This is a genomic window from Neorhizobium populisoli (genome assembly GCF_019430945.1).
Taxonomy (GTDB): domain Bacteria; phylum Pseudomonadota; class Alphaproteobacteria; order Rhizobiales; family Rhizobiaceae; genus Neorhizobium; species Neorhizobium populisoli.
Genome location: NZ_JAHYCB010000009.1, coordinates 137614 through 150637, shown reverse-complemented (window position 1 = coordinate 150637; position 13024 = coordinate 137614). Strand labels below are relative to the sequence as shown.

The 13024-nt window shown below is 58.9% G+C and carries 11 protein-coding genes; 7 read left to right on the top strand and 4 right to left on the bottom strand.

The features are described 5' to 3' along the window. Window positions 1-2 precede the first annotated feature (2 nt). Genes mnmG through KX729_RS24095 form a run of 4 tightly spaced genes read left to right on the top strand, consistent with a single transcriptional unit; the run spans window position 3 to window position 4220 of the window. Complete coding sequence (gene mnmG, locus KX729_RS24110) at window positions 3-1886, top strand: tRNA uridine-5-carboxymethylaminomethyl(34) synthesis enzyme MnmG (RefSeq protein ID WP_219745030.1); 1884 nt, start codon at window positions 3-5, stop codon at window positions 1884-1886. Next, the gene (gene rsmG, locus KX729_RS24105) at window positions 1886-2503 is read left to right on the top strand and encodes a 16S rRNA (guanine(527)-N(7))-methyltransferase RsmG (RefSeq protein ID WP_219745029.1); all 618 of its coding nucleotides are present in this window, start codon (window positions 1886-1888) and stop codon (window positions 2501-2503) included. The genes mnmG and rsmG overlap by 1 nt, the downstream gene beginning before the upstream one ends. Before the next feature lie 15 nt (window positions 2504-2518). Then, window positions 2519-3310 carry a ParA family protein gene (locus KX729_RS24100; RefSeq protein WP_219745028.1) on the top strand — a complete coding sequence of 264 codons (792 nt, stop codon included), beginning with the start codon at window positions 2519-2521 and terminating at the stop codon, window positions 3308-3310. 28 nt (window positions 3311-3338) lie between these two features. Next, a complete protein-coding gene (locus KX729_RS24095) occupies window positions 3339-4220 on the top strand; it encodes a ParB/RepB/Spo0J family partition protein (RefSeq protein ID WP_219745027.1) in 882 nt (293 codons plus the stop codon). Between the two features lie 10 nt (window positions 4221-4230). On the opposite strand, the gene holA is transcribed toward KX729_RS24095, so the two are convergent. Genes holA through leuS form a run of 3 tightly spaced genes read right to left on the bottom strand, consistent with a single transcriptional unit; the run spans window position 4231 to window position 8430 of the window. Further along, window positions 4231-5262: a DNA polymerase III subunit delta gene (holA, locus tag KX729_RS24090; RefSeq protein WP_219745026.1), complete on the bottom strand. Its 1032-nt coding sequence runs from the start codon at window positions 5260-5262 to the stop codon at window positions 4231-4233. Continuing rightward, window positions 5250-5810, bottom strand: a complete 561-nt coding sequence (locus tag KX729_RS24085; RefSeq protein ID WP_219745025.1) for a hypothetical protein — start codon at window positions 5808-5810, stop codon at window positions 5250-5252. Before KX729_RS24085 ends, holA begins: the two co-directional genes overlap by 13 nt. Next, window positions 5800-8430: a leucine--tRNA ligase gene (gene leuS, locus KX729_RS24080; protein ID WP_219745024.1), complete on the bottom strand. Its 2631-nt coding sequence runs from the start codon at window positions 8428-8430 to the stop codon at window positions 5800-5802. Before leuS ends, KX729_RS24085 begins: the two co-directional genes overlap by 11 nt. Window positions 8431-8644: 214 nt before the next feature. Here leuS and KX729_RS24075 point away from each other — a divergent pair, with 214 nt between their 5' ends. Beyond that, entirely contained in the window at window positions 8645-9304 is a 660-nt protein-coding gene (locus KX729_RS24075; RefSeq protein WP_219745023.1) for a YggS family pyridoxal phosphate-dependent enzyme, read from the top strand. Window positions 9305-9319: 15 nt separating this feature from the next. On the opposite strand, the gene KX729_RS24070 is transcribed toward KX729_RS24075, so the two are convergent. Beyond that, on the bottom strand, window positions 9320-9760 hold the full coding sequence (locus KX729_RS24070) for a hypothetical protein (RefSeq protein ID WP_219745022.1): 441 nt from the start codon (window positions 9758-9760) through the stop codon (window positions 9320-9322). Between the two features lie 216 nt (window positions 9761-9976). On the opposite strand from KX729_RS24070, the gene KX729_RS24065 reads away from it, so the two are divergent. Both KX729_RS24065 and minC read left to right on the top strand, forming a co-directional pair. Next, window positions 9977-11902: a propionyl-CoA synthetase gene (locus KX729_RS24065; protein WP_219745021.1), complete on the top strand. Its 1926-nt coding sequence runs from the start codon at window positions 9977-9979 to the stop codon at window positions 11900-11902. Window positions 11903-12281: 379 nt separating this feature from the next. Beyond that, window positions 12282-13016 (top strand): septum site-determining protein MinC, encoded by a 735-nt coding sequence (gene minC, locus KX729_RS24060; RefSeq protein WP_219745020.1) that lies wholly within the window; start codon window positions 12282-12284, stop codon window positions 13014-13016. Window positions 13017-13024: the final 8 nt, after the last annotated feature.

The following is a 13024-nucleotide window of genomic DNA, read 5'->3' as shown; positions in this document are numbered from 1 at the left end:
AAATGGAACAGACCTTTGATGTGATTGTCATCGGCGGCGGGCATGCGGGCTGTGAAGCCGCGAGTGCGGCCGCGCGCATGGGCGCCAAAACCGCGTTGATCACCCATAAACGCGAAACGATCGGCGTCATGTCCTGCAATCCGGCGATCGGTGGTCTTGGCAAGGGCCATCTGGTGCGTGAAGTGGACGCGCTGGATGGGTTGATGGGGCGGGTTGCCGATGCGGCCGGCATCCAGTTCCGGCTGCTAAATCGCAAGAAAGGCCCCGCGGTGCGTGGCCCCCGCACTCAGGCCGACCGCAAGCTTTATCGCCTTGCGATGCAGCGGGAGATATTCGATCACCCGAATCTGGACGTCATCGAAGGGGACGCGTTCGATCTCGATATCGACGCAAAAGGCGGCGTCCGAGCCGTTATGCTAAAAGACGGCCGTCGATTCGCTACCGGAACGGTCGTTCTGACGACCGGTACTTTTCTTCGTGGCCTGATTCACATCGGTACTGAAAAAATTCCCGCTGGGCGGGTCGGCGAAGCGCCATCTCTCGGCCTATCTGAAACCCTTTACCGCTTCGGCCTTCAACTAGGCCGGCTGAAAACCGGAACTCCGGCACGTCTTGACGGACGAACCATTGCCTGGGCCGGTATCGGCAGCCAGGAAGCCGACGAGGAACCTGTTCCGTTCTCCTTCATGACCGATCGGATCACAACGACGCAGATCGCCTGCGGTGTGACTCGCACTACGGACGCCACCCACAAGATCATTTCCGACAACATTCATCTGTCGGCGATGTATTCCGGGCAGATCGAAGGGGTTGGTCCGCGATATTGCCCGTCGATCGAGGACAAGATTGTGCGGTTCGGCGAACGGGACGGTCATCAGATTTTTCTGGAGCCGGAAGGCCTCGACGACCCAACGGTTTATCCGAACGGCATTTCGACGTCCCTCCCCGCCGAGGTCCAAGAAGCCTTTATCCACACCATCCCCGGGCTTGAGAATGTCGCCATTCTGCAGCCGGGTTATGCGATCGAATATGATCACGTGGATCCGAAAGAGCTCACCCACGCTCTTGAGGTAAAAAAGATCGGCGGCCTCTTCCTGGCCGGCCAGATCAATGGCACGACGGGATATGAGGAAGCCGCGGCGCAGGGAGTGGTTGCCGGTCTGAATGCGGCGCGCAAGGCATCCCGTATGGACCCCTATCATTTCAGCCGCGCCGACTCCTATATCGGCGTGATGATAGACGATCTGACGTCGCGAGGCGTTACCGAGCCTTATCGTATGTTTACATCCCGCGCGGAATACCGCCTTTCGCTCCGAGCTGACAATGCCGACATGCGCCTGACAGAAAAAGGCATCGACATCAGCTGTGTTGGCGCGGCGCGGGCCGCGAAGTTTACCGATTACAAGCAGGCGGTCACAGATCAGCGGCTCCGATTGCAGGCAATGACGGTTACGCCGAACGAAGCGATGAAACATGGTCTTCACCTCAATCGGGATGGGCAGCGTCGGTCTGCCTACGAGCTTTTGGCATATCCGGAGCAAAATCTCGCAAGTCTCGCATCGCTGTGGCCTGAACTGACCGAACTTCAGCCCAAAGTGGCCGAAGCATTGGAGATAGAGGCCAAATACGCCGTCTATATGAACAGACAGGTTTCGGACATTGAGGCTACCCAGCGGGATGAGAGTCGAATTATCCCGCAAGCCTTTGATTTTACAGAGCTTCCGGGTCTTTCTAACGAGTTGAAATTGAAGCTTACTGCCGCCAAGCCGGCAAATCTTGCGCAGGCTGCTAAGGTTGACGGGATGACGCCAGCGGCGCTCGCCTTGCTTCTTGCGCTGCTTCGTAAGGGCGATGCAACTCAAAATCGCGCGAAGCGAGTCTCTTAATGCAACTGAACGGTAAGAGTGTTTCACGTGAAACGCAGGAACGGCTCGAGCATTTTGCCAAGCTTTTCCAAAAATGGGCCAAGACTATCAATCTGGTGGCGCCTTCGACTCTAGACGAATTGTGGCAACGGCACATTGCCGATAGTGCTCAGATCTACCAACAGTCCCCCGGCGCGCAGCAATGGCTGGATCTTGGATCTGGCGGTGGTTTTCCTGGTATCATCACCGCGATTTTCTTGGCCGAAGTCGGTGATGGTTGGGTGAATCTCGTTGAAAGCAACCAAAAAAAGGCGGCTTTCCTGCGTGTCGCTTTGAACGAGACTGGCGCGCGTGGTTCTGTGCATCCGGTTCGAATTGAAGCGGCTCAGGATGAGCTGAAAGACTGTGATCGAATTTCGGCGCGGGCTCTTGCTGAGCTCGACATGCTGTTTTCCTACACGGCGCCTTGGATGATCGGAAAAAATACAAGAGCATTTTTCCATAAAGGCCGGGATTACCAGGCGGAAATCGCGAAAGCCCGTGGTCGTTGGGCTTTCGATCTGCTAGAACATCGAAGTGCCGTTGAGCAGGACTCCGTTATTCTCGAAATTAGTAATTTAAGGCACGTTTCACCCTAGATATTCAGGTGCGATATGTTCGACAAGAACCGGATTATTACCATCGCCAACCAAAAAGGTGGCGTTGGCAAGACGACGACCGCCATCAATCTGGCAACCGCCCTCGCCGCCATCGGTGAGCGCGTGCTTATCGTCGACCTGGATCCACAGGGTAATGCTAGCACGGGGCTTGGTATCGAGCGTCGCGATCGCAAGCTTTCCTCCTATGACCTTCTGATGGGATATAATTCGATATCGGAAGCAGCGATGGAGACGGCGGTCCCGAACCTGCATATCGTCCCTTCGACGATGGATTTGCTTGGTTTTGAGATGGAGATCTCCCAGGACTCCGATCGTGCCTTCAAGCTTCGTCGCGCGGTTAATGCAGATGATGCTTTTGGTTATTCCTACATTCTGCTCGATTGCCCGCCGTCGTTCAATCTGTTGACGATGAACGCAATGGCCGCGGCGCATTCCATCCTCGTCCCCTTGCAGTGCGAATTCTTTGCGCTCGAAGGTCTGAGCCAGCTGCTGGAAACGGTCGATCAGGTAAGACGGACGGTCAATCCAGCGCTCGACATTCAAGGCATCGTGCTGACGATGTTCGATGCGCGAAACAATCTCGCGCAACAGGTCGTCAACGATGTGAAATCGTATCTCGGAGAGAAGGTCTATCAGACGCTTATACCGCGCAATGTGCGGGTCTCCGAAGCGCCTTCCTATGGTAAGCCGGCTATCCTTTACGATTTGAAATGCGCTGGCAGCCAGGCCTATCTTCAGCTTGCGTCTGAAGTTATTCAGCGCGAACGCCGCCGCAAGGCCGCTTGAGTCATTTTAAAACCATAGGGTTACGAGTATGAGTGACGATCCTTCAAAGCGCCGCCTGGGAAGGGGGCTTGCTGCTCTCATCGGGGAGATGGATCAGCCCGTTCCTGTCGATAATGCGCCGAAGAGCGTCAGCGCCGACCGTATGGTGCCGATCGAACACGTCACGCGTAACCCCAAGAACCCGCGGCGTGCATTCGACGAAGGCGATCTTCAGGATCTCGCCAGTTCGATCCGACAGCATGGTATTGTCCAGCCGGTGGTTGTCCGGCCTCGCGGGCGTGATCAATTCGAGATCATCGCCGGTGAACGTCGCTGGCGGGCTGCTCAGCTTGCCGGGCTCATCGAAATCCCGATCATCGTGCGGGATGTCGATGATCGAACCGCTTTAGAAATTGCGATCGTCGAGAATGTCCAGCGTGCGGACCTCAATCCTCTGGAAGAGGCGCTCGGTTACGACCAACTTATCGCCGAGCATGGTTATACCCAGAACGATCTTGGTGAGATCATTGGCAAAAGCCGGAGCCACGTGGCAAACAGCCTTCGACTGCTGAAACTGCCTGATCCGGTGCGCGATATGCTGGAGGCAGGCTCACTCTCCGCCGGTCATGCCCGTGCCTTGATAACGACTTCAGATCCGGTCGCCCTCGCCCGCACCATTATTGCCAAGGGCATGTCAGTTCGCGATGCGGAGCGTTTGGCCCAAAACGACATCAAGGCACAGTCAGAACCTGCAAACGTTTCGAAAGCGGAACAAAAAGATTCCGATACGCTGGCGCTGGAGAGGACACTTTCCGACGCGCTCGGCCTTGAGGTTAAGATCAACCACCGCAATGGTGGCGGGCAGGTTCGGATCAACTATAAATCTCTTGAGCAGCTGGAAGAGATCTGCCGTCTGTTAGAGAGACGATAGTCTTTTAAAATCAACGGCTTGATTGTAGTGTTATCGCCATCAGCGTATGTAGCGCGATGCTCGGTTCGAGAACCTGTCGCTGGCGCGACATCAATACTGCGGCCTGCAGGCGTTCGGTTTCACGGGCGATTGCAGGCGCATTCCATGTGCGCAGAGCTCTCTCGATGATCGGCTTGCGCTTGAAATGGATATGCCGCCCGAGCGTCATCATGACCTGGCCCGGCTGCAGTTTTTTGTCGTCCATTTCCGAGCGCATTACGTCGAGGAGCTGGAATTGCTTCAGGCAGGACTGCAGCACCAGGAAAACCGGCGTCTTGGACGATACGACCTTCTGCAGCGCGCGATTGAGGCCAGGCAGATCTCCGCTCAAAATGGCATCGACAGCCTCGTCGGCCGAAACGCTGCTGGCGTCGCCGATGATCTCATCCACATGCGCTTCTTCGACGGTCCCCTGCCCTCGGCAATACAGCGCCAGCTTTCGGATCTCGTTGCGCGATGCGACGCGATCGCCGCCCAGCAGTTCCAGCAGCCTTTGCCGGGCGTCGGAACTTATTCTGAGATTTTCGGCGCCAAGTTCCGTGTCGATCAGGCTGTTCAGCGCTTTCACGTCATCCGCATAACAAGGAATGACCGCAATCGTCCGCGCCGGCTCCGCGACCTTGCGCAAACCCGCGCCCTTCTTCAGGTCGCCGGCCTCGACAATCAGAATATTTTCCGGCGCCGGTCCGTCCGCCAGCATCTGTATGGCGTCGAGCAAATATTTTTCGTTCGCCGCGCCCCGCAGCCAGACGAGTTTAGAGCCGCCGAAAAGGCCGAGGGAATTGACTTCGTCCAGAAGCCGGCCGGGATCGCCATGAAGGTCGGAAATATCGAGCTTCAGCATGGAGAAAGGATCGTCCGGAGAGACGCCCGTCTTTTTGGCAAGCAGGGAGGCGCGCTCGGATACGAGCCCGCGGTCGGGCCCGTAAATCACGAAGATCTTGTAGAGATCGGCGCCCTTCTCAGCGAAGCGGTCGAACTCGTGAGATTTTATTTCTGCCATACCGTCTGCGGCTGGGGTTCGCGCGCCAGCACGATTGCGATCTCGGCGCGGAGGAATTCTGCAAGCTCACGGGACGCACGGTTTTCCGCGTCGCGGATGGCGCGCACCTTGGCAAAGCCCTGGCGTGACACGTCGATCAGCGAGACCACGTCGCGCTTGCCGGACTTGATCACCTGGCCGTCGCTCAGGCGGGTGATGGAATAGGTTGCCTCGACCTGTACGCGGCCCGGGACAGGCACGCCACTCGGGGAGACGTTATCGTCGTCCTCGTCGTCAATGACGCTGGAGGCCGTGCTGGTGGCTGCAAGCTTCACCTCATAGGCGGGATGCGTCGATTCACCCGCACCGCCGGAGGTCAGGAAGACCAGGTGATTGCGGATGACCTGATCGACGCGATCCTTGGGCTGCGAGAAGCTGACCGATGCCAGACGCTCGCCGGTACCGGCCGATTCCGAATAGAGCGGCCGCACCTGGCAGCCCGAGACGATGGCGAGCAAAGCCAGGCCGGAAAACAGGCCGATACGGCGAAGAGTGCGATCAGACGACAATGTTCACGATCCTCTGTGGGACGACGATGATCTTCTTCGGCGCCTTGCCTTCAAGAGCCGCCTTGACCGCATCCAGCGCCAGAACCGCAGCTTCGACGGCACTTTGATCCGCGTCGCGGGCGATTGTCAATTCGGCGCGCTTCTTGCCGTTGATTTGCACCGGCAGTGTGACATCGTTCTCGACGGTGAGCGCGTCGTCGAATGTCGGCCAGGCTGCATGAGCGACCATGTCGTCATTGCCGAGCACTGTCCAGCATTCCTCGGCCAGATGCGGCGTCATCGGCGCGACGATCTGGATGAGGATTTCGGCCGCGTTGCGCACGGCGGCACGATAGGCAGTATCCCCCTTGCCAGCAGCAACGTCGGTCAGCGGGGCGGCAATCGCGTTCACCAGTTCGTAGATGCGGGCAACGGCCTTGTTGAAGGACAGCTTGTCCAAGTCGCCCTGAACGGCCTTCAACGTCTTGTGGGCGAGCTGCGAGATCGCCAATGCATCGCCATCCTTAGCCGGCGCCGGAGCAACGGCCTTCAGGTTGTCGGCGGCTTCCGAGATCAGGCGCCACAGGCGCTGGGTGAAGCGGTGCGCGCCTTCGACGCCGGCTTCCGACCAGATGACGTCGCGATCCGGCGGGCTGTCGGACAGAACGAAGAAGCGGGCGGTATCGGCACCATAGGAGGCGATGATATCGTCCGGATCGACAACGTTCTTTTTCGACTTCGACATCTTTTCGATCGAGCCGATCGTCACTTCCTCGCCGCCGTTGAGCATCGTGGCGCGGCGCTTGCCGTTGATTTCCTCGATCCTGATATCGGCCGGAGTGACCCATTCGCCGTTCGGGCCGGAGCCGCGGCGATAGGTTTCATGCACGACCATGCCCTGGGTGAAGAGGCCCTTGAAGGGCTCCTTGACGTTAACATGGCCGGTTTCGCGCATGGCGCGGGTGAAGAAGCGGGAATAGAGCAGGTGCAGGATCGCATGCTCGATGCCACCGATATACTGATCGACGGGCAGCCAGCGATTGGCGACAGCCGGATCGGTCGGGTTCTTTTCCCACGGTGCAGTGAAGCGGGTGAAATACCAGCTCGAATCGACGAACGTATCCATCGTGTCCGTCTCGCGACGGGCATCCTTGCCGCAGTTCGGGCAAGACACGTGGCGCCAGGTCGCGTGACGGTCCAGCGGGTTGCCGGGCAGGTCGAAGGTAACGTCGTCCGGCAGCTTGACCGGCAGGTCGGCCTTCGGCACCGGCACCACGCCGCAGTCGTCGCAATGGATGACCGGGATCGGGCAGCCCCAGTAGCGTTGGCGGGAAACGCCCCAGTCGCGCAGGCGGAAGTTCACCTTGCGCTCGCCCTGCGGCATGTTGCCGATCATCGTGCTGGACAGCTTATCGGCAACGACCGCAAAAGCCTCGTCCGTCGTCTTGCCGTCCAGGAAGCGCGAGTTGATCATCACGCCGTCATCGACATAGGCCGTGTCGCCAACCGCGAAAGTCGCTGCATCGCCATCCTTCGGCATGACGACCGGAACGACCGGCAAGTCATACCTGCGCGCGAAATCCAGGTCGCGCTGGTCACCCGACGGGCAGCCGAAAATGGCGCCCGTGCCGTAGTCCATCAGCACGAAATTGGCGATATAGACCGGCAGTTCCCAAGACGGATCGAGCGGGTGCTTGACGCGGATGCCGGTGTCCATGCCCTTCTTCTCGGCGGTCTCCAGCGCTGCCAGAGATGTGCCCTGGTGCCGGCATTCCTCGGCGAAGTCATGGATAGCCGGATTCTTTTCAGCCACCGCCTTGGCAAGCGGATGGTCGGCGGCGATCGCCAGGAAGGAGGCGCCGAACAGGGTGTCAGGTCGGGTCGTGTAGACGGTCACCTCGGTCTCGCCGGCGGGCGCGGTCGAACCGACGATCTCCCAGCGGACGGTCAGGCCTTCCGAGCGGCCGATCCAGTTCTTCTGCATCAGCCGGACCTTTTCCGGCCATTGGTCCAGATGGTCGAGTTCGTCCAGCAGGTCCTGGCTGAAATCGGTGATCTTGAAGAACCACTGCACCAGTTCGCGCTGTTCCACCAGCGCGCCGGAACGCCAGCCGCGGCCGTCGATAACCTGCTCGTTGGCCAGAACCGTCTGATCGACCGGGTCCCAGTTCACCTTCGACTGCTTGCGATAGACCAGGCCCTTTTCCATCATGTCGAGGAAGAGGTGCTGCTGCTGCTGGTAATATTCGGGGTCGCAGGTGGCGAATTCACGGGACCAGTCCAGCGACAGGCCCATGGCCTTCAGCTGCTTCTTCATCGATTCGATGTTCTGGTAGGTCCAGGTCTTCGGATGGGTCTTGTTGTCCCGCGCGGCGTTTTCAGCCGGCATGCCGAAGGCGTCCCAGCCCATTGGGTGGAGAACATTGAAACCGCGGGCACGCTTGTAGCGAGCAACGACGTCGCCCATCGCATAGTTGCGCACGTGGCCCATATGGATGCGGCCCGACGGATAGGGGAACATCTCGAGGACGTAATATTTCTCGCGCGGGTCGCCATTGTCGGTTTCGAAAACCTTGGCCTCGTTCCACTTCTGCTGCCAACGGGGCTCGGCATCGCGCGGGTTGTAACGTTCAGTCGCCATTTCGATGATATTCCGGAAAAATCAGGATAAAGAATTCGGGGTGACCTTCACCATGAAAGCCTGCGAGCGTCAAGTTTTACGGGCTTTGGGCAAGGTCAAACTTTGATGGGCGGCCAAGGGCGAAAGACCTTGGCAGACGCTTATATGAGGGTTAATCGCTCAACTCTCAAGAAACAGGTCTCAGGAAACAGGCCCGAGAAACAGGATGGCGATCATGAGTGTCGAAGAACGGCTGGCTCAAGTGAAGGACCGGATTGCCAAGGCGGAACGCATTGCGAAACGGCCTGCGGGATCCGCTACATTGGTCGCCGTGTCCAAGACGTTCGAAGCTGACGATATCCGGCCGGTGATCGCCGCCGGTCAGCGGGTCTTCGGTGAAAACCGGGTGCAGGAAAGCCAGGGAAAATGGCCGGAATTGAAGGCGGAGACGCCGGGCATCGAGCTGCACCTGATCGGGCCGCTGCAGTCCAACAAGTCCGCGGAAGCGGTCGCCCTGTTCGACGTCATCGAGACGGTGGATCGGGAAAAGATTGCGCGGGCGCTTGCGGACGAGATGGAGAAGCAGGGCAGGGCGCCGAGGCTTTATGTGCAGGTGAATACCGGGCTCGAGCCGCAGAAGGCGGGCATCGAGCCGAAGGAGACGTTGAAGTTCGTCGAACTTTGCCGCAACGAGCTTGGCTTGGCGATTGAGGGCCTCATGTGCATTCCGCCGGCGGAAGAAAATCCGGGACCGCATTTCGCGCTGCTCGCCAAGCTCGCCAGAGAATGCGGCGTGGAAAAGCTTTCGATGGGCATGTCCGGTGATTTCGAAACGGCGGTGGAATTCGGCGCGACCAGCGTGCGGGTGGGCTCGGCGATTTTCGGAGCGAGATAGTTTCGATCGACCGCGTCAGACCCCTGATATGAGCATATAAGAGTAGCGTTCTAGGCTGTTCCTGACACGCTCCTCAAATTCATCAAGAAACCGTAGCAACGCCTTTCGGTGAAATTTGAGCCGGCGCGGCAGAAGCGCTGGAATCGGGACGTATTTTCGAACGATCTTTTCGTAGCGCATATTGCTGCGGATATCGCTCCGAAGTTCGGGAAACCCTGAAAGTATGTCGAACCATATTTCCCGCGAGAACGAAGAAAGACCCCAATGGTGATACCCCGTATGCCAATCCGGGAAAACTTCGGCGACAATTCCTTCGAGGAAAAGAAAAGCTTCCTCGTGTATGTGGAATGAGTCGGGTCCTCCACGGTCATGACGGTGTTGGCCGTGCATGCTGGGAATGAAATCGAAGCTGCGGCTGCTGCCCGGGCCGTTCAGAATGCGGTAGTCGATTGCCATCGATAAGGCGCGTAGGGGCGCCGCAAATTGCAGATGTCGATCCGTATTGTGAGACCGGGGGGAGCGTCAACCTCCGTAAAGGCGCCAAACCTCATTTCGTCGCTGAATGGGTTTTTTATCCGGGTTGCGGTTTACCGCTTTGGTCGGGCTTTCCCGTCCCTCCCGCGTACCCTAGATCTCTTCGATCCAGGCAGTGCGATGTAACGGGAGGTACAGATGCAGAGCCGCTATTTCGAGGTTTACGAAGGCTGGCAGAGAGACCCTGAAGCGTTCTGGCGGGATGCTGCCACGGCGATCGACTGGTTCAAGCAGCCGGAGGCGATTTTCGATCCGGAGCAGGGCGTCTATGGCCGCTGGTTCACCGGTGGAGAAACGAACACCTGCTATAATTGCCTCGACCGGCAGGTGGCGGCAGGGCTTGGTGATCGCCGTGCCTTCATTCACGACAGCGCGATGACCGGCAAGGTGACGGTTTTCACCTATTCGGAGGTGCTTACCGAAGTGACGGCGATTGCCGCAGCGCTGCGAAATCTCGGCATCGAGAAAGGTGACCGCGTCGTCATCTATATGCCAATGGTGCCGGAAGCGATCTTCTCGATGCTGGCCTGTGCAAGGCTTGGGGCCGTGCATTCGGTCGTGTTCGGCGGGTTTGCGGCGCAGGAACTGGCAGCGCGGCTGAACGATTCGGAAGCGAAACTGGTTATTTCCGCAAGCTGTGGCCTGGAGCCGGGCAGGGTGGTGGCTTACAAGCCGCTGCTCGATCAGGCGATCGAGCTTGCGCGGGTGAAGCCGAAGCATTCCCTAATCCTCCAGCGATTCCAGCTAGCGGCCGAGTTGCGGCCGGAGCGGGGCGATCTGGATTTTGCCGAGACCGTCGACAAGGCGCGCGGCATCGCGGTGGAATGCGTGCCGGTGAAAGCCACCGATCCGCTCTATATCCTCTACACATCCGGCACGACCGGCCAGCCGAAGGGCGTGGTGCGCGACAATGGCGGGCATATGGTGTCGCTCGCCTGGAGCATGTTCAACATTTTCGGCATAAAGCCTGGCGAAGTGTTCTGGACAGCGTCGGATATCGGTTGGGTGGTCGGCCATTCCTATATCGTCTACGCGCCGCTCTTGACCGGCAATACGAGCGTGATCTTCGAAGGCAAGCCGGTCGGCACGCCAGATGCCGGTACGTTCTGGCGGGTGGTTCGCGATCATGACGTGAAAGTGCTGTTCACCGCGCCAACGGCCTTCCGGGCGATCCGGCGCGACGATCCTGAAGGCAAGCTGGTCGAGAAACACGATCTGCGAGGAATGCGCGCGCTGTTTCTGGCTGGGGAGAGAGCTGATTCGGAAACGCTGAAATGGGCGGAGCAGAAGCTGAAAGTGCCCGTCATCGACCATTGGTGGCAGACGGAGACCGGCTGGCCGGTGGCGGCCAATACCGTCGGGCTTGGGCTGATGCCGGTTAAACACGGCTCACCGACGCGGCCGATGCCGGGTTATACGATCGATGTATTGGACGATTCCGGACAGCCGGTGCCGCGCGGCACGCTCGGCAATATCGTCATCAAGCTGCCCCTTCCGCCCGGTTGCCTCGTCAGCTTCTGGAATGCCGACCAACGCTTCCGCGAGGCCTGCCTCGACGAGTTTCCGGGTTATTACAAGACGGCGGATGCCGGGATCGTGGATGAGGACGGTTATGTCTTCGTCATGGCCCGCACCGACGACATCATCAACTGCGCCGGCCACCGTCTCTCGACGGGGGCGATGGAGGAGGTGTGCGCCAAGCACCCGGATGTCGCCGAATGCGCCGTCATCGGCGTGCACGACGCAACCAAAGGGCAAATCCCCTGCGGCTTTATGGTGCTGAAGAACCATGTTTCACGGGAAACGGCGGATATCGCTCGGGAGGTAGCGGAACTGGTGCGTACCGAGATCGGCCCGGTTGCCGCGTTCAAGACGGTGATGGTGGTCAATCGGCTGCCGAAGACGCGGTCAGGAAAAATCCTGCGCGGGACGATGCAGAAGATCGCCGACGACATGCCATGGAAGATGCCGGCAACGATCGACGATCCGGCGATCTTGGATGAGATTACTGCGATTTTGAAGGCGAACGGATATGCGCGGGATGGGTTGAAACAGAGTGCTTGAGGGGAATGATTCGGGTACGAAATCGTTGATGGGCAGCCCCTCACCCTAGCCCTCTCTCCGTTCTGACGGGGAGAGGGAACGTGCCCTGCTTGGGCGTTGAGATCGGAGACGCCGGTGCGGCTTGCTTCCCTTTTCCCCGTCGGTACGGGGAGAAGGTGTCGGAAGGCGGATGAGGAGCAAACGGCTTCCGTGAAATTCTGATCAAAATCCACCCTAATCTCGGATAACCGGCATACCTTAAGCACTTCAAAAACTCCGGCCATAGGCCGGAGTTCTTACATCCGGAAAATGTTAGCGGATGTTAAGAAATCGGGTGCCGATATTAACTATTTGTTAACCATGTCGGCGCTAAACCTTGGTCAACGATTTCTTAACGCAGATGACCAAAGTGCTAACAGACGCTCGCTCTATCCGCATCAAGGGCCGCTCTTTTCTGGCGGTCGTCCTGTCTCCGGACCTGCCGCTCGATGACTGGCTGGCCCGTCTCGATGATCTTGCCTCCCGGTCGGCCGGTTTTTTCCTCGGCCGCCCCGTCGTGCTCGACGTTACCGATCTCGAAATCTGCAAGACCGACCTGAAGGAGCTTCTGGCGGCTTTCGTCGAGCGCAACGTCGCGATCATGGGAATCGAGGGCGCGCGTCCGTCGCTGCTTGGCCCCGGCATGCCGCCGGCACTGAAGGGCGGCAAGCCGGTTTCGGGCGACGCGGTCGCTAAGGAACCGATCATCGAAATTCGCAACATGCCGGCTGAAACCCAGCCGGCCGAGCCCGAACCACGCCAAGTCCTGCAGTCGCTCGTCATTCGCGAGCCGATCCGTTCCGGCCAGTCGGTGATCTTTCCGGAAGGCGACGTGACCGTCATCGGTTCGGTTGCTTCAGGTGCCGAAGTCATCGCAGGTGGATCGGTCCATATCTACGGCACGCTGCGCGGCCGGGCGATGGCCGGTTCGATCGGCAATATCAATGCACGCATTTTCTGCCGCAAGATGGAAGCCGAGCTTCTGGCGATCGACGGCGTCTACAAGATGGCCGAGGACATGGCGCCCGGCCTGCGTGGAAAGTCCGTCCAGCTCTGGCTGGAGAACGATACCATCATGGCAGAAACCCTTATCTGAGCTGAAAT